This window comes from Pseudomonas sp. PAMC 26793, from assembly GCF_000313235.1.
GTDB classification, from domain to species: Bacteria; Pseudomonadota; Gammaproteobacteria; order Pseudomonadales; family Pseudomonadaceae; genus Aquipseudomonas; species Aquipseudomonas yamanorum.
In genome coordinates this window covers 205,006-222,836 of the sequence record NZ_AMXG01000026.1, presented here as the reverse complement: position 1 = coordinate 222,836, position 17,831 = coordinate 205,006, and the positions used below count along the sequence as shown (strand labels likewise).

General features: G+C 61.4%; 12 protein-coding genes. 7 read left to right on the top strand and 5 right to left on the bottom strand.

Annotated features, from left to right (window positions below):
- Positions 1-8 precede the first annotated feature (8 nt).
- The 3 genes from D109_RS0111295 to D109_RS0111285 all read right to left on the bottom strand — a co-directional run bounded on the left by D109_RS0111295 (position 9) and on the right by D109_RS0111285 (position 6,134).
- Positions 9-3,692 (bottom strand): translocation/assembly module TamB domain-containing protein, encoded by a 3,684-nt coding sequence (locus tag D109_RS0111295; protein WP_017476982.1) that lies wholly within the window; start codon positions 3,690-3,692, stop codon positions 9-11.
- Positions 3,692-5,419, bottom strand: coding sequence for an autotransporter assembly complex family protein (locus D109_RS0111290; RefSeq protein ID WP_026077893.1), 1,728 nt, complete (start codon positions 5,417-5,419; stop codon positions 3,692-3,694). Before D109_RS0111290 ends, D109_RS0111295 begins: the two co-directional genes overlap by 1 nt.
- Positions 5,420-5,483: 64 nt before the next feature.
- Positions 5,484-6,134 carry an N-acetyltransferase gene (locus tag D109_RS0111285; RefSeq protein ID WP_017476980.1) on the bottom strand — a complete coding sequence of 217 codons (651 nt, stop codon included), beginning with the start codon at positions 6,132-6,134 and terminating at the stop codon, positions 5,484-5,486.
- A gap of 202 nt (positions 6,135-6,336) precedes the next feature.
- Here D109_RS0111285 and xthA point away from each other — a divergent pair, with 202 nt between their 5' ends.
- Complete coding sequence (gene xthA, locus D109_RS0111280) at positions 6,337-7,149, top strand: exodeoxyribonuclease III (RefSeq protein WP_010166961.1); 813 nt, start codon at positions 6,337-6,339, stop codon at positions 7,147-7,149.
- Positions 7,150-7,246: 97 nt separating this feature from the next.
- Positions 7,247-8,587, top strand: coding sequence for a substrate-binding domain-containing protein (locus D109_RS0111275; protein ID WP_017476979.1), 1,341 nt, complete (start codon positions 7,247-7,249; stop codon positions 8,585-8,587).
- Between the two features lie 140 nt (positions 8,588-8,727).
- Here the strand turns inward: D109_RS0111275 and D109_RS0111270 are convergent, their stop codons facing one another.
- Positions 8,728-9,957 (bottom strand): acyl-CoA dehydrogenase, encoded by a 1,230-nt coding sequence (locus D109_RS0111270; RefSeq protein WP_017476978.1) that lies wholly within the window; start codon positions 9,955-9,957, stop codon positions 8,728-8,730.
- A 150-nt stretch (positions 9,958-10,107) separates the two neighbouring features.
- Here D109_RS0111270 and D109_RS0111265 point away from each other — a divergent pair, with 150 nt between their 5' ends.
- The 3 genes from D109_RS0111265 (at position 10,108) to D109_RS0111255 (ending at position 12,421) form a co-directional block, all read left to right on the top strand.
- A complete protein-coding gene (locus D109_RS0111265) occupies positions 10,108-11,043 on the top strand; it encodes a LysR family transcriptional regulator (protein ID WP_017476977.1) in 936 nt (311 codons plus the stop codon).
- A 67-nt stretch (positions 11,044-11,110) separates the two neighbouring features.
- The gene (locus tag D109_RS0111260; protein ID WP_003211806.1) at positions 11,111-11,509 is read left to right on the top strand and encodes a MerR family DNA-binding transcriptional regulator; all 399 of its coding nucleotides are present in this window, start codon (positions 11,111-11,113) and stop codon (positions 11,507-11,509) included.
- A 12-nt stretch (positions 11,510-11,521) separates the two neighbouring features.
- Positions 11,522-12,421: a hydroxymethylglutaryl-CoA lyase gene (locus D109_RS0111255; protein WP_017476976.1), complete on the top strand. Its 900-nt coding sequence runs from the start codon at positions 11,522-11,524 to the stop codon at positions 12,419-12,421.
- A gap of 842 nt (positions 12,422-13,263) precedes the next feature.
- Here D109_RS0111255 and D109_RS0111240 read toward each other — a convergent pair.
- A complete protein-coding gene (locus tag D109_RS0111240; RefSeq protein WP_017476973.1) occupies positions 13,264-14,895 on the bottom strand; it encodes an AMP-binding protein in 1,632 nt (543 codons plus the stop codon).
- A gap of 146 nt (positions 14,896-15,041) precedes the next feature.
- On the opposite strand from D109_RS0111240, the gene D109_RS0111235 reads away from it, so the two are divergent.
- Together D109_RS0111235 and D109_RS0111230 are read left to right on the top strand one after the other, a co-directional pair.
- Positions 15,042-16,205 (top strand): isovaleryl-CoA dehydrogenase, encoded by a 1,164-nt coding sequence (locus tag D109_RS0111235; protein ID WP_017476972.1) that lies wholly within the window; start codon positions 15,042-15,044, stop codon positions 16,203-16,205.
- 14 nt (positions 16,206-16,219) lie between these two features.
- Positions 16,220-17,827: a carboxyl transferase domain-containing protein gene (locus tag D109_RS0111230; protein WP_017476971.1), complete on the top strand. Its 1,608-nt coding sequence runs from the start codon at positions 16,220-16,222 to the stop codon at positions 17,825-17,827.
- Positions 17,828-17,831: the final 4 nt, after the last annotated feature.

Here is a 17,831-nt window from a genome sequence, read left to right as displayed (position 1 = left end):
TGTACGGATCAGAAATCGCGCTTGTAGAAAATATCCAGGGAGCTGGCCACACCGCTGGCCACTTCCAGATACACCTTCTTGCTCAGCAGGTAGCGCAAGGCAATGGTGTTGGCCGGTTCGAAAACCCCGACGCCATAACGCAGGCTGAGCTTCTCCGAAATCTTGCCGCTGGCTACCACAGCGGTATTGGTGCCGCTGCCCTGAGTGTCCAGTTCAAAGTCCTGGATGCCCAGGTTCTTGGCGATGTCCGAGGTGACACCGGCACTGCCCATCAACCCGAGACCCAACGCCGCTTCAGCCAGCATGTTGTTGTCCTCACCGTTGGTGGTGCGTGATCGTCCCAACACCAGGTACGACAAGGCATCCTCCTGGGCCATCGCCGGCTCCGAGAAGATTTGCGTCGTCGGCTGCTCGGCACTGCCGCTCAGACGAATACCGGCGGTGACGGTCCGGGACGGCTCGGTGGTGATTCGCACCGCTTCGATATCCAGGAACGGCTGGTCAAGCGGCCCGGCGAACAGCAATCGCGCGCGGCGCACCGTGAGGCGCTGGCCGTAGGCGCGGTAGCGGCCATCGTTGAGCCACAGTTCGCCACGGGTGTCCATGTTGTCGCCGATGTGCACGTGGCCTTGCAGGTTGGCGGTGAGGCCAAACCCAGCGAAGCTCAGCTTGTCCTTGCCGACCTCCACGTCGATGTCCATCGCCATGGCCATGGGCGGCTTGCCCTCTTCGGTCTGGCTGCCGACGATCACGGTGTCATCCGAGACCTTGACCGTCGACGGCGGCAGTTCGCGCACAGTGATCTCGCCCCTGGGAATCTGCACCTTGCCGGAGATCGCCAGCTTGTCGTTCTTCATGCTGATTTTCAGGTCGGGTTCCACTTCCAGGGCCGCGTACGGCTCCACAGTGACCGGCAGTTGCGTGCCTTGCAGGGCGATATCCACCGCCAGGGCCTGGCCCCAATCGATCTGGCCCTTGATAGTGCCCTGCCCGGCCTTGCCGCTGCGCCATCCGCCGTTAAGTTGCACGCTTTCGCCGGCAATCACCGCCTGGATATTCAGGCCTTCGAAACTGGTGGGCAGTTCCGGGCCAGAGATTTCGCCGCCGACCAGGTTGACGCTGCCGTTGACCTGAGGCGCCAGCAGGCTGCCGGCGATTCGCCCGTTACCGTTGAGCTTGCCGTTGAGTTTCTCGACCATGGGTACAAAGGGTCGGGCCACCGCGAGGTCGAGGCCGGTCAGGGTGAAGTTACCGCTGATCGGCTTGTTCTTCGCCAGTGGATTGAGCTGCGCCTGCAACAGCAACTCGCCGAGCTTGCCGCCACGGAAATTGAGCTGGGTGTCGATGCGCGTGGGGTTGAGGGTGGTTTCCAGCTTCAGCGTGTCGTAGGGGAAATCCAGCCACTGATCCTTGTCCTTGACCCGCAGGGTGCCGCCGCTGGCGTCCACCGAGACCACGCCTTTGGGGCCGCTGGCCGGCAAATCGAGTTGCACGTCGGCATTGAGCTTTCCCTGCCAGGCGAAATCCTTGGGCAACCACTGGGCCAGGCTGTCGATGGGGAACTGCTTGAGGTGGTAACGCAGCTTGGGCTCTGGCATCAGGCGCTGGTCTTCACCGCACAGGCTCGCCGGGCCGGAGACCCAGCAATGGGCAGCAAAGGTCAGCTTGCCGTCGGCCAGGCGCTCGATTTTCGCCGGGGCTTGCAGCTTCCAGTCCTGGCCACCGGCTTGCACATCGCCGCTGGCCAGGCGCCCGCGCCAGTTGCCTTTATCGAGGTTGCCGTCCAGGGCCAGGGCCAGCTTGAGCAACGGGCCGGCCAGGTCGAGCTGGACTTTCTGGCTCTTGATATCGCCCTGGGCGCTGGCAGTGAAGGTGCCGAGCTGGGTTTCACCGGCCTGGATGCCACTGCCCTTCAGGTCGATTTTGGCGCGTTGGGCGTTATCCAGGTTCGCGTCCAGGGTCAGGTTTTGCAGGCGGTTATCTTCAAACGCCAGTTGCTGGCCAACCAGGTTGAGCTTGCCTTGCGGCGCTTTCAGGGTGCCGGCGACGTCGAGGCGACCATTCATCTGCCCGCGCAGTTGCGGCCAGAGCTGGGCGAGGCGTGTCAGCTTGATGTCGATCTGCCCGGCGAGGCGCTGTTGCAGGCTGCCGCTGCCGTAGATGCGGTTGTCACCGAGGCGGATGTCCAGGGCGCCGAGGGTCCACTGCTCGCCTGCGCCTTCGGCCTTGGCCTGGAGCACGGCGGGTTGGCCGCGCAAGCGGCCCTTGAGGTCGAGGTCGGCATTGAGCTTGAGTTGCTCGTTCTTCAATTCACCCTTGCTGCGCAGCGGGCCCGCGAGGGTGCCGGGCAGTTCCGCGACCCAGTACGCCGGGTTGATGGCCGACAGGTCCAGCGCGGTATCCCAGGCGATGCCATCGGCAAATTGCAGGTTCAGGTGGCCTTCGGCCTTGCCCTGGCCGGCGGCGAGTTTCAACTCGGGGAGGAACACTTGCTTGAGGTCGCCGCTGAACGGGCTGGCCAGGCTGAACTTGCCCGCCGGGCCGTCGAGATCGGCCTTGAAGTTGCCCAGGTAGTTGCCGTCCTTGTAGGAGACTTCACCATTGAAGGTCCGCAAGGCGACTTGGGGTTCGTCGATCACCGGATACAGGCGATGCCAGGGGAAATCCAGCCAGTCGATTTTCGCGTCGGCGCTGAAGCCTTGCTGCCAGTCCAGGTTGGCACTGAGCTTGAGGCTTTGTTTATCGCCCGCATTCAAATCCAGCCCGGCGATCTGCGCGCCCTTGGCGTCGACCTTGCCTTGCAGCAGCAGGTCCACCGGGCCTTTTTCCGCCGGCAGAACGGCTTTGCCGAGCAGTTGGTAACCGTTGCTCAGGTCGCCCTTGGCGGTCAGGTCCAGCTGATTGAGTTGCAGGGTATCGGGCAAATCGGCACTGGGTTTGAAGCCGTCGGCGGTGATGCGCAGCTGCGCCGGCAGGTTTTCCACCAGGGGCTGCAACTCGCCGCTGAGCTTGGCCGGGAGGTAGCCGATGCTGTGGGCGTCGAGCTTGAGGGTTTTGAGCAAGTCGCCATCGACCTTGAGCGCCAGGGTCCAGGGCGCGCCGCCCGGCGCGTAAGGCAGGCTCAGGTTACCGCTGGCGGCCAACGGCCAGTTGCCGGTGGGTTGCAGCAGGCCGGACAGGTCAAGGACCAAACCGTCCCGTTGCAGGTGCACCGAATCGATCTGCATCCCGGCGGCAGTCCAGTGCGCCGCCAGTTGCAGGCCCTGGAGCTCTTCGCTGCCATTGAACAGCAGGCTGCCGACGCGGATGTCGCCCAACTGAAGGGCGACCGGCAGTTTCAAGTTCGGCAGGGAAATCGGGCCGCTGCTGTCTTCGGTGCCGGGCGGAAATTGCAGGCTCACCTGCTCCACATCCAGCTGGTTGATGCACAAGGTCATGCGCATCAAACAGGCCGGCGACCAGTCGAACTTCGGCGCCTGCAGCTCCACGCGGCTGCTATCTTGCTGCCATAACAGATGGTCGGCACTCCACTGCCCGCCCAGGCGACCCTGGAAGTTCTCCAGGGTCAAACCCGGCACCTGGCCCAGCACCCAACGGCTGCCGGATTGGGTGCCCAGCACCGTGCACAGTGCCAGCACTATCAGCGCGAGGACCGCCAGAACGGCCAGCCCCGCTATTTTCAAACCACGCATCACAGCTCAGGCCCCATGGAAAAGTGCAAACGAATGCCGCCCGGATCTTCGAGGGCATGGGCCAGGTCGAGGCGGATCGGGCCGACCGGCGACACCCAGCGCACGCCCACACCTACACCGGTTTTCAGGCTCGGCATTTCCAGGGTGTTGAACGAGTTGCCTTGGTCGATAAAGGTCGCGATCCGCCATTTTTCGGCGATGGAATATTGATACTCGGCGCTCAGGGCCACCATATAGCGGCCACCGATGCGGTCACCAAGGTCGTTTTCCGGGGACAGCGTCTGGTACTCGTAACCCCGTACGCTCTGGTCGCCACCGGCAAAAAACCGCAACGACGGCGGCACCGATTTGTAGCCGTTGGTGGCACTGCCGCCAAACTGCGCCCGTGCCAGGAAACGGTGGTTGTCCCACAGGGTGGTCAAGCCCTTGATCGTCGCCGTGCCGTACAGCAGGTTGGTGTCGGAACCCAGGCCTTCCTTGGCGACCTTCGCGTCGAACAGCAGGCGATAGCCATTGTGCGGGTCGATGCGGTTGTCGCTGCGCAGGTAGGAATAACTGATGCCCGGCATCAGTAGCGTACTCAGGCCCGAGTCGTTGCCCAGGCGATACTCTTCGCGCTGCCATTTGAGCGAGATCACCCGCGTCCAGCCGCTGGGTAACTTGCTGTGCCACTCGGGGCCGAGGGTCAGCAATTTACTCAGGGTGTCAGTGTTGGCGATTTCTTCATTCTGGTAGCCACCGGCGAAACGCAGTTTGTCGGTGAGTGGCGGGTCCATGGGGATGTCGTACCACAGCCCGACGTTCTGCCGAGGCGCGGAAAGCTCGGCTTCCCAGCCATAACTGTGGCCCTGGGGGTTGACCCAGTGGCGCGTCCAGTTGGCCTTGCCCCGCGGGCCGACATCGGTCGAGTAACCGAGGCCCAGGCCCATGGTGCGGGGCTTGCGGGTTTCGAGTTGCACGGCCACCGGAATCACGTCATTGGTCGAGGCGGCCGGGGCGGCGTCCACCCGTACGCCTTCGAAAAAGCCGCTGGATTGCAGATTCTGGTTGAGTTCGGCGATCAGTTCGGAGTCGTAAGGCGCGCCGCTCTTGAACGGCACCATGCGTTGCAGCAGGTCTTCATCAAACGGCGTGTCGCCGGCAAAGCTGACCTTGCCCAAGGTGTAGCGTGGGCCACTGTCGTAAATGAGTTCGATATCGGCGACGCCCGCCTTGGGGTCGACCGAGAGTTTCTGGCTGGTAAAGCGCCCGCTGAAAAAGCCGTAGCGTGACGCCTGGTTCTGGATGACGCGCTTGGCGTCTTCGTAGTTGCCATGGTTGAGCACGGCGCCGGATTTGAGTTGGTCGCTGGCGGGCACGCGAAAGGCTTTGAGGTCGGCGGCCTGGCCATCGACCCGAATCGTCACATTGCGCAAATGCACCGGTTCGCCGGGGTCGATGGTGAGGATCAGGCGCGGGTTCTTGCCGCCCTTCACATCGCTGGCAATCTGCGGCTGGTAGTAGCCCAGCGCCTGGGCGGCCTTGCGGGCCTGCTCCTCGGCGCCACGGCTGAACCGCAGCAAGGCTTCTTCGTCACGATCGCCGACCCCGCCGATATAGCCTTCGATGTTGGCTTTCAACGCGTCGTTTGAAGGTTTGATGCGCACATCCAATTCGCTTTGCGCCAAGGCGCCGCAGCTCGTGAACAGCAGAATCAAGCCGCTGGTAAATCTTCCTGGAAACTTCATAGGCGGGGATGCTACACGAGCTTGGGAGCGTCTTAGAACCCTGATTTGTCTGAACAATTCTGTCTTAAAGCGTTGCAGCTTGTAACACCTGCGGATTTGCGTGAAAGAACACGTGCTCCAGAACAGGTCCTACAGCCACCTCGCCAATCTCTTCATACCCCTGGCGCTTATAGAACTCCAGATAGCGAGAATTCCCCGTGTCCAACACTACGCCGGAGGAATGCGGGTCTTCGGCGCACCAGTTATGCACCGCTTCCAGCAGTTGCTCACCGTAGTGCTTGCCCTGGAATTGCGGGTGAATCCCCAGCAGTGGCAGCACATGCACCGAATCCGAGGGCAGGCATGCCAGCACCGCCTGATGGTATTCCAGGTACCGCCGGGTGCCGCGCACACCGGTGCTCAACCACATCCGTAACTGCCAGGCCCAGCTTTCAGTGATGCCCAGGCGGCGAGTCGGTGGCGCGATCAGGGCGATGCCGATCAGTCGGTCGTTGACCAGCAGGCCAATGGCCGGCAATTTCTGGAAAAAGTGCTGCTTGACCAGTTCACGCACCGTGGCGCGCACCCGCTGTTCGTAACCGGGACGTTCGGCTTCGAAGATGTAGGCGAACGTGGGCTCATGGCGATAGGCCTGGTACAACAGGGAACGGGCTTCGCGGGAATAGCCGCTGTCGAGCATGTGGATCTGGGTGATGGCAGTCGAGGTGTCAGGCATAACAGTGAATCTCCCCTGGTCGCTGACTCAAAAGGTCGCGCTCTTGTTATTACGAACGTCTGCGGCACTGATTCGTTCAGTGTAGCCACCGGGGGCCGCTTCGCAGCCCAACGCAGCCTCGAGCCTCGGCAGCTGCTACAAGGCTGGCTCCCGTCCGACTTGTCGGCTAGCATCGCCCTTTTGCCAGACTGGACTGCCGACCATGAAAATCGTGTCTTTCAATATCAACGGGCTGCGCGCCCGTCCTCATCAGCTGGCGGCACTGATCGAGAAACACCAGCCGGACGTGATCGGCCTGCAGGAAACCAAGGTCCACGACGACCAGTTCCCGCTGGATGAGATCAAGGCCCTGGGCTATCACGTGTATTACCACGGGCAGAAAGGCCACTACGGTGTTGCCCTGCTCTCGCGCCAGGAACCGCTGGCGCTGCATAAAGGTTTTGCCAGTGACGAAGAAGACGCCCAGCGCCGCTTCATCTGGGGCACCTTCGCCGACGCCAACGGCAACCCGATTACCATCATGAACGGCTATTTCCCACAGGGCGAAAGCCGCGACCACCCCACCAAGTTCCCGGCCAAGCAGCGCTTCTACGAGGACCTGCAAACCTTGCTGGAGTCACAGTTCAGCAATGACCAGGCGGTGGTTGTGATGGGCGATGTGAATATCTCCCCGGAAGATTGCGACATCGGCATCGGCGCCGACAACGCCAAGCGCTGGCTGAAAACCGGCAAGTGCAGCTTCCTGCCGGAAGAACGCGAGTGGATGGCGCGCCTGAAGAACTGGGGCCTGGTGGACAGCTTCCGCCACCTCAACCCGGACGTGGCGGACCGCTTCAGCTGGTTCGATTATCGCAGCCGTGGTTTTGAAGACGAGCCAAAGCGCGGGCTGCGGATCGACGTGATCATGGCCTCCCAAGGGCTGCTGCCCCGGGTGAAGGATGCCGGGGTGGACTACGACCTGCGCGGCATGGAAAAACCCTCCGATCATGCGCCGATCTGGCTGGAATTGAGCTGATTCAGCACAGAGGGTCGGGAAACAGGCCCTCGTCACATTTATGCAACCTGCCTGACTTAATCTCGCGGCACTCCCTTTGGCTTGAGAAGGTGCCGGCATGATGCTGCGCGTTCTATCCCTGCTGGCCCTGCTCAGCGCATTTCCCTTCGCCGCTTTTTCCACCCCACTGCCCTTCCCCGAACATGGCCCGGCCTTGCGCATCCAGGGTTCCAACACCATCGGCGCGGCGCTTGGTCCGGCGCTGGTCAAGGGGCTGATGGAGCAACAAGGGCTGCAAGCCGTGCACAGTGAGCCATCTGACCAGGCCAACGAGCAGCACATCGTTGGCAAGACTCGCCAGGGCCTGCGAGTGACGGTGGAAGTAGCCGCCCATGGCTCCAGTACCGGATTTGCCGCGCTGAAAAAAGCCAGTGCCGACCTCGCCGCCTCGTCCCGGCCCATCAAGGACAGTGAACTGGTGGACCTGGAATCCCTCGGCGACCTGAAGAGCCCGGATGCCGAACAAGTCATCGCCATTGATGGCCTGGCGATCATCCTCAACCCGCGCAACCCGTTGGGTACGTTGAATACCGAGCAACTGGCGCAGATTTTCAGCGGCGAGGTTTCGACCTGGGAGCAAATTGGCGGCATCGGCGGCCAGATTCACCTGTACGCGCGGGATGATCAGTCCGGCACCTACGATACTTTCAAGGAGCTGGTGCTCAGCCGTCGCGGCAAAGCACTGGATGGCAGCGCCAAGCGGTTCGAGTCCAGCGAGGAATTGTCGGATGCCGTCAGCCGTGACCCGCAGGGTATCGGTTTTATTGGTTTGCCTTACGTGCGCCAAGCCAAGGCAGTTGCCATCGTCGATGGCGACTCGCAACCCATGCTGCCGTTGAACAGCCTGATTGCCACCGAGGATTACCCGCTGTCACGCCGGCTGTTCTTCTATTTACCGCCGGTTGAGCACAATCCGTGGGCCAGGGCGCTGGTGGACTTTGCGCAAAGCAGCAAGGGCCAGGCGATCGTGGCCGCCAATGGCTTTATCGCGCAGCAGGTGCAAGCCATGGCAGTGGAGCCGCGGGCACCGATGCCCGAGGATTACCAGGCGATCGCCCGGCAGGCGCAGCGGCTGACCGTGAATTTCCGGTTTGAGGAAGGCAGCGCCAGCCTCGACAACAAGGCGCGCCAGGACTTGATGCGGGTGGTGGCTTATATAAAGAGCCACGGCAAGCTGGACAAGCAGGTGACGCTGGTGGGGTTTGGGGATGCCAAGAGTGATGCTCAGCGGGCGGCGCTGTTGTCGAAGTTGCGGGCGATGGCGGTACGGCGGGAACTGGTTAAAAGCGGCGTGGTGCTGAGGGACATTCAGGGGTTCGGTGCCGAGATGCCCGTGGCGGCAAATACGGCGGATGAGGGAAGGATCAAGAATCGGCGGGTGGAGGTTTGGGTGTATTGAGGACGCGGAGCGTCCGGGGCAGCATTCCCACGCAGAGCGTGGGAACGATCAACTGGCCTCATCGCGGGCAAGCCCGGCTCCCACAGCTGACTGCATTCCCCTGTGGGGGCTGGCTTGCCTGCGATGAAGACACCTCGGTGTTACTGGCCGCTGCGCATCATTTCCCGCGGTACATACTTGCCGATCTCGAACTTGCCGATCGCCGCGCGGTGCACTTCGTCGGGGCCGTCGGCCAGGCGCAGGGTGCGCTGCATGGCGTACATGTAGGCCAGCGGGAAGTCATTGGAGACACCGGCGCCACCGTGGATCTGGATGGCGCGGTCGATCACCTTCAACGCCACGTTCGGCGCCACCACCTTGATCTGAGCGATTTCGCTTTTCGCGACTTTGTTGCCCACGGTGTCCATCATGTAGGCGGCTTTCAATGTCAGCAGGCGCGCCATGTCGATTTCCATCCGCGAGTCGGCGATCTTGTCGATATTGCCCCCCAGACGAGCCAGCGGTTTGCCGAAGGCGGTACGGCTGACGGAACGCTTGCACATCAATTCCAGCGCGCGCTCGGCCATGCCGATGGAGCGCATGCAGTGGTGGATACGGCCCGGGCCAAGGCGACCTTGGGCAATTTCAAAACCCCGGCCTTCGCCCAGCAGGACGTTTTCGTAAGGCACCCGGACGTTTTCAAACAGCACTTCGGCGTGGCCATGGGGCGCGTCGTCGTAGCCGAACACCGGCAGCGGACGTACGATTTTCACACCCGGCGCATCCACCGGCACCAGGATCATTGAGTGCTGCTGATGACGCGGCGCATCCGGGTTGCTCAGGCCCATGAAGATCAGGATTTTGCAGCGCGGGTCGCAGGCGCCGGAGGTCCACCATTTTTTACCGTTGATCACCCACTCGTCGCCGTCGCGAACCGCACGGGCCGCCATGTTGGTGGCATCGGAGGACGCCACGTCCGGCTCGGTCATGGCAAATGCCGAGCGGATCTCGCCACGCAGCAACGGCTCCAGCCAGCGCCGTTTTTGCTCTTCGTTGGCGTAGCGCACCAGCACTTCCATGTTGCCGGTATCCGGTGCCGAGCAGTTGAACGGCTCCGGCCCCAACAAGGAGCGGCCCATGATTTCTGCCAAGGGTGCGTATTCCAGGTTGGTCAGCCCAGCGCCCAGTTCGGATTCCGGCAGGAACAGGTTCCACAGGCCTTCGGCTTTAGCCTTGGCTTTCAACTCCTCCATGATCGCAGTGGGCTGCCAGCGATCACCTTCGGCAACCTGGCGTTCAAACACAGGCTCGGCCGGGTAGACGTAAGCGTCCATGAACGCGGTAACGCGTTCACGCAGTTCCTGAACCTTGGGCGAATAGGCGAAATCCATGGGCAGCACCTTCTCAATGGAGGTTGTTGAGGTCATGAATCGATGCTAGAACAGCGTTGATAATTTACCTAGCCTATTCTCGGCGTGTATTAACATTCATCACCGATATATGATCGGCGTATGGACACCTAACAATAAGAGCGCAGCGAAATGAATCTGAGCAAGGTCGACCTCAACCTCTTCATCGTCTTTGACGCGATCTACACCGAAGCCAACCTGACCCGCGCCGGGCAGATTGTCGGGATCACCCAGCCGGCGGTGTCGAACGCTCTGGCCCGCCTGCGGGAGACGTTCAACGACCCGTTGTTCGTGCGCACCGCCCAAGGCATGGTGCCCACGCCCATGGCCCAGAACATCATCGGCCCGGTGCGTAATGCCCTGTCGTTGCTGCGGGTATCGGTGCAGGAAAGCCGGATCTTCAACCCGCAACAGGCCGCCAAGACCTACCGCATCAGCATGACCGACCTCACCGAAGCGGTGATTTTGCCCGCACTGTTCCAGCGCCTGCGCCGCCTGGCGCCGACGGTGGTGATCGAGAGTTTCCTGTCCAAGCGCCGGGAAACCACCAAGGAACTGGCGGCCGGTCGCCTGGACTTTGCGGTGGATGCGCCGCTCAACACCGACCCGCAAGTGCGCCACGTCAAGCTGATGGAAGACCGCTATGTATGCGCCATGCGCAAGGGCCATCCGATGGCGGGCAAGGACAAGCTCACTCTGGATGACTACCTCTCGCTGACCCACATTCATATCTCCAGCCGGCGCAACGGCCTGGGCCACGTCGACCTGGCGCTGGGCAAGATGGGCCTGCAGCGCAAGATCGCCCTGCGCTCCCAGCACTACCTGATGGCCTCGCAAGTGTTGCAGCAGACCGACATGGTGATGACCGTGCCTGAACGCTTTGCCCGGCGCCATGAACTGCACTGGTTCAACCTGCCGGTAAATGATGTGCCCATGGTGGAAACCCATCTGTACTGGCATGAAAGCACCGACCAGGACCCGGCCAACCGCTGGATGCGCGAGCAAATGATCGAGCTGTGCCAGCAGGTGACAGCCCATGAGAAGAAGCTGGATAAGCAGCAGGCTTGAGCTGCTGCTTGACGTTAACGTCAAGCACCCATTAGCTTAACGCTCAAGACACTCCTTGAGCGCCACCATGAGCACGACCTACAGCATCTCCGACCTCGCCCGCGAGCTCGACATCACCACCCGCGCCATTCGCTTCTATGAAGAACAAGGCCTGCTGTCCCCGGAACGCCGGGGCCAGGAGCGCATTTACTCACCCCGGGACAAGGTCAGCCTGAAGTTGATCCTGCGGGGCAAGCGCATCGGTTTTTCCCTGGCCGAGTGCCGGGAGCTGATTGAACTCTACGACCCCACCAGCGGCAACCAGAAACAGTTGCACAGCATGCTGGCGAAAATCGCCGAGCGTCGCGAGCAACTGGAGCAACAGTTACTGGACATCGAACAGATGAAGCTGGAGTTGGACACCGCCGAAGAGCGGTGCACCCAGGCGCTGGAACAGACCATTCAGGGCCAGGTTGGCCATTCATAAAAGGTAGCTGCCATGTCCCTTCCCTCTCATGTGCGCCTGGTGGAAGTCGGTCCGCGCGACGGCCTGCAGAATGAAGCGCAACCCATCAGCGTCGCCGACAAGGTGCAATTGGTGGACGCCCTGAGCGCCGCCGGCCTGGGTTACATCGAAGTCGGCAGTTTTGTCTCGCCCAAGTGGGTGCCGCAGATGGCCGGGTCGGCCGAGGTGTTTGCGCAGATCCAGCGCAAGCCGGGCGTGACCTATGGTGCACTGGCGCCGAACCTGCGGGGTTTTGAAGATGCGCTGGCGGCGGGCGTGAAGGAAGTCGCGGTGTTTGCGGCGGCGTCCGAGGCGTTTTCCCAGCGCAACATCAACTGCTCCATCAGCGAAAGCCTGGAGCGCTTCGTGCCGATCATGGACGCGGCGAGGCAGCATGGTGTGAGCGTGCGGGGTTATGTGTCGTGTGTGTTGGGTTGCCCCTATGAAGGTCAGGTCGCCCCGGAACAAGTCGCGGTAGTCGCTCGCGAGCTGTTTGCCATGGGCTGCTATGAGGTGTCCTTGGGCGACACCATTGGCACCGGCACCGCAGGCGCCACGCGGCGGATGTTCGAGGTGGTCGGCGCGCAGGTGCCACGGGACAAGCTGGCCGGGCACTTCCATGACACCTATGGGCAGGCCATTGCCAATATCTACGCCAGCCTTGAGGAAGGTATCCAGGTGTTTGACAGCTCTATTGCGGGCCTCGGCGGCTGCCCTTATGCCAAGGGTGCCAGCGGTAACGTCGCCACGGAAGATGTGCTGTACCTGCTCAATGGCCTGGGCATCGAGACGGGTATCGACATGGACAAGCTGATTCTGGCGGGTCAGCAGATTTGTACGGTACTCGGCCGCCCCACGGGCTCGCGTGTGGCGAAGGCTCGCAGCGTCGGTTGAGTAGCGCGCCTGTGACGATGTGTTACCTCGTGGCTACACATCGGGTAACACGGGAACATATTTTGTCGCATTTCCTGAAAGAAATTTCCCACTAAAAAACCAAGCCATTGATTTTAAAGAACTTTAAAAAGTTGGCACGGCTTCTGCTATCTCTATTGCATAACAAGAATAAAAAGCACCAAACCTAATAAAAATAAGACGTAACGACTCTGACATAACAAAAACAACACGGCAGAGACGCAGCTAACAGATTTTTTTGGAGAAGATGTGCTTCGCAGGGTACGGCAGATGCCGAAACCCGCAACCGGATAGAGAAGAACAAAAAACTACCTCAAGGTAGCTACCCACTGGTTGGATCGCTTGCGAAGAAGCAGATCAGCGCTCAAAAAAATACGTTTGCTCTTGACCCCGAATGGGGGTCGCCAAAAACAGCGGTAAAGGGCCACGGTTGCCAAAAACAACAACAGACCGCCCCTCAATAATAAAAAAGAGCACGCAACGACAAATTAAAGGGGACCTTCGGGTCCCCTTTGTGCTTTCTCGGGGAAGGTGATTTGCGTGTATATACGTTTTTTGGATGATGGCTTCGATTGGTTCCGCTGTTACAACGGCCTGAGGGCCGGCTTGAGTGTGGTGAAGCAAATCAAAAGCTAAAGCGGGCACGGTTCAAATGTGGGAGCGGGCTTGCTCGCGAAGGTCGTTAACGATGACGTTGGCGTCCTGAATGAACGCGGCGCCCTCACGTTTTTCGCGAGCAAGCTCGCTCCTACAGAAAAGCGGCTTATGATCTTGATCTGACTGCCCCATTCAGCCCGACGCCGAACACAGGTGGCCCGGCCCCCTCACCCCCTCTTCAACTCCTCAATCATAATTTCCCGCATCCGAAACTTCTGAATCTTCCCCGTCACCGTCATCGGAAACTCATCCACAAATTTGAAATGCTTGGGCATCTTGAAGTGCGCAATCCGCCCCTTGCACCACGTCTGCAGCTCAAGCTCATCAGCCACATGCCCCGGATGAAACTTGATCCACGCCACAATCGCCTCACCATAGCGCTCATCCGGAATCCCGATCACCTGCACATCCGCCACCGCCGGATGAGTGAAGAAAAACTCCTCCAACTCCCGCGGGTACACGTTCTCGCCACCGCGAATGATCATGTCCTTGTTACGCCCGGCGATGCTCACATACCCATGTTCATCCATGGTCGCCAGGTCGCCGGTGTGCATCCAGCCCGCCTCGTCGATAGCCTCACGAGTGCTGTCAGGGTTGTTCCAGTAACCCAGCATCACACTGTAGCCACGGGTACACAGCTCACCAATCTGGCCCCGGGCAACCGTGTTGCCGGCCTCGTCGATGATCTTGCTTTCCAACTGTGGCTGCGTCCGGCCAACCGTCGTCACGCGCCGCTCGAGGTCGTCATCCGGCCCGGTCTGCAACGACACCGGGCTGGTTTCAGTCATGCCATAGGCAATCTGCACCTCACTCATGTGCATCTCGCTGATGACCCGGCGCATCACCTCGATCGGGCAGGTGGCGCCGGCCATGATCCCGGTGCGCAGGTGCGAGAGGTCGAATTCAGCGCGGCGTGGGTGATCAAGCATGGCGATAAACATGGTGGGCACGCCGTAGAGCCCGGTGGCCTGTTCTTCGGCGACGGCGGCCAGGGTCAGCAGCGGGTCGAAGCCGTCGTTCGGGTAGATCATTGTGGTGCCATGGGTGATGCAGCCCAGGTTGCCCATCACCATGCCAAAGCAGTGATATAGCGGCACCGGGATCACCAGGCGGTCTTGCGCGGTCAGGCCCAGGCTTTCGCCGACCATGTAGCCGTTATTGAGGATGTTGTGGTGACTGAGGGTGGCGCCTTTGGGAAAGCCGGTGGTGCCGGAGGTGTACTGGATGTTGACGGGTTGATCGAAGTGCAGGCTGGCCTGGCGGGTTTGCAACTGCTCGGGCGGAATGCCCGCGCCGAGGGCAGCCAATCGCGACCAGGGCGTGAACCCCGGGGGTGGGCTGGGATCGAGACTGATGATACCTCGCAGGTCGGGCTTCAACTCCTGCAGCATGCCGTGGTAATCGGAGGCCTTGAACGACCCCGCGCACACCAGCCACTGGCAGCCGGACTGCTTGAGTACGTACTCCAGCTCACTGCTGCGATACGCCGGGTTGATATTGACCAGAATCACGCCGAGCTTGGCGCTGGCGATCTGGCTGATGCACCACTCGGCGCAATTCGGGGCCCAGATGCCCAGGCGGTCGCCGGTTTGCATCCCCATGGCCAGGAACGCACGTGCATGCAAATCAACCGTATCTGCCAGTTGCCGCCAGGTGTAGCGACGCGGTTGATGGCGCACGACCAGCGCTTCGCCGTCGGGGTAGCGCGAAACCGTTTGATCAAAGGCCTGGCCGATAGTCATGGCCAGCAAGGCCTTGTCCTGAGAGCCACGGCTGTAGCTCTGATTCGATTGATCCATAACGACCCCTGTTGTCTTTTTTGTAGGTTGACGTAAACGTAAACTACGATTGACAGCCCTGCAACGCAAGTTTACGTTAACGTAAAGGTGATCGCCCTTCCCCGGCGCATTGGCCACACAAAAACAACGTTAGAAGGTGCCCGTCCATGAGTTACCCCTCCCTGAACTTCGCCCTCGGTGAAACCATCGACATGCTGCGCGACCAGGTGCAGTCCTTCGTGGCCAAGGAGCTGGCGCCACGGGCTGCGCAGATCGACATCGACAACCTGTTCCCCGCCGACATGTGGCGCAAATTCGGCGACATGGGCCTGCTGGGCATCACCGTGCCGGAAGAATACGGCGGCGCCGGCCTGGGCTACCTGGCCCACGTGGTGGCCATGGAAGAGATCAGCCGGGGTTCGGCTTCGGTGGCGTTGTCCTACGGCGCGCACTCCAACCTCTGCGTCAACCAGATCAACCGCAACGGCACCCACGAGCAAAAACTCAAGTACCTGCCCAAGCTGATCAGCGGCGAACACATCGGCGCCCTGGCCATGAGCGAGCCGAATGCCGGTTCCGACGTGGTCTCCATGAAGCTGCGCGCCGACAAACGCGGCGACGTGTATGTGCTCAACGGCAGCAAGACCTGGATCACCAACGGCCCCGACGCCAACACCTACGTGATCTACGCCAAGACCGACCTCGAAAAAGGTGCCCACGGCATCACCGCGTTTATCGTCGAGCGCGACTCGAAAGGTTTCAGCCGCAGCAAGAAGTTCGACAAGCTGGGCATGCGCGGCTCCAACACCTGCGAGCTGTTTTTCGATGACGTCGAAGTGCCGGAAGAAAACATCCTCGGCGCGCTGAATGGCGGCGTGAAGGTTCTGATGAGCGGCCTCGATTACGAACGCGTGGTGCTCTCCGGCGGCCCGACCGGAATCATGCAGGCCTGCATGGACCTGATCGTGCCTTACATCCACGACCGCAAGCAGTTCGGCCAGAGCATCGGCGAATTCCAGCTGATCCAAGGCAAGGTCGCCGACATGTACACCCAACTCAACGCCAGCCGCGCCTACCTGTACGCGGTGGCCCAGGCCTGCGAGCGCGGCGAGACCACGCGCAAGGACGCCGCCGGGGTGATCCTGTACAGCGCCGAACGTGCTACCCAGATGGCTCTCGACGCGATCCAGATTCTCGGTGGCAATGGCTATATCAATGAATTCCCGGCGGGCCGTCTGCTGCGTGACGCCAAGCTGTATGAAATCGGTGCCGGCACCAGTGAGATCCGGCGCATGTTGATCGGTCGCGAACTGTTTAACGAAACCCGCTGAACGGAGCGCGCACCATGGCTACCCTGCACACCCAGCTCAACCCGCGCTCGGCGGAATTCGCCGCCAACAGCGCGGCGATGCTCAAACAGGTCGACGCCCTGCATACCCTGCTCGCCCAAGTGCAGCAAGGCGGCGGCGCCAAGGCTCAGGAGCGGCATACATCGCGAGGCAAACTGTTGCCCCGCGAGCGGATCAATCGTCTGCTCGACCCGGGCTCGCCGTTCCTTGAGCTAAGCCAACTGGCGGCTTATCAGGTGTATGGCGAAGACGTACCCGCTGCCGGCGTGATTGCCGGGATTGGTCGGGTGGAAGGCGTCGAGTGCATGATCGTCGCCAACGACGCCACGGTGAAAGGCGGTTCGTACTACCCGCTGACGGTTAAAAAACACCTGCGCGCCCAGACCATCGCCGAGCAGAACCGCCTCCCGTGCATCTACCTGGTGGACTCCGGCGGCGCCAACCTGCCGCGCCAGGATGAAGTGTTCCCGGACCGCGAGCACTTCGGGCGGATCTTCTTCAACCAGGCGAACATGAGTGCCCAGGGCATCCCGCAGATCGCCGTGGTGATGGGCTCCTGCACCGCCGGTGGCGCCTATGTGCCGGCGATGGCGGACGAAGCAATCATGGTTCGCCAGCAAGCCACCATCTTCCTCGCCGGCCCGCCGCTGGTGAAGGCGGCGACGGGTGAAGTGGTCAGCGCCGAAGACCTGGGCGGTGCCGATGTGCACTGCAAGATTTCCGGGGTGGCCGACCACTATGCCGACAGCGACGAACATGCGCTGGCCCTGGCCCGGCGTAGCGTGGCCAACCTCAACTGGCGCAAGCTGGGGCACTTGCAACAACGCACGCCGCTGGCGCCGCTTTATAGCAGCGAAGAGCTGTACGGCGTGATCCCGGCCGATGCCAAGCAACCGTTCGACGTGCGCGAAGTAATCGCGCGATTGGTGGACGGCTCGGTGTTCGATGAATTCAAGGCACTGTTCGGCACCACCCTGGTGTGCGGCTTTGCGCACCTGCACGGCTATCCGATTGCGATCCTGGCCAACAACGGCATCCTCTTCGCCGAGGCTGCGCAAAAAGGCGCGCACTTTATCGAGCTGGCCTGTCAACGCGAGATTCCGCTGCTGTTCCTGCAAAACATCACCGGCTTTATGGTCGGCCAGAAATACGAAGCCGGCGGCATTGCCAAGCACGGCGCCAAACTGGTCACGGCGGTGGCCTGCGCCAAGGTGCCGAAGTTCACCGTGATCATCGGCGGCAGCTTTGGTGCCGGTAACTACGGCATGTGTGGCCGCGCCTATGACCCGCGCTTCTTGTGGATGTGGCCCAACGCACGCATCGGCGTGATGGGCGCCGAACAGGCCGCAGGTGTGCTGGTGCAGGTCAAACGCGAGCAGGCCGAACGTGCCGGCCAGGCTTTCAGTGACGATGAGGAAACGGCGATCAAGCAGCCGATCCTCGACCAGTACGAAACCCAGGGCCACCCCTACTACTCCAGCGCACGACTGTGGGACGACGGCGTCATCGATCCGTTGCAGACCCGCGACGTGCTGGCCCTGGCCTTGTCCGCTTCGCTGAACGCCCCCATCGAGCCGAGCCGCTTCGGCGTGTTCCGCATGTAAATGG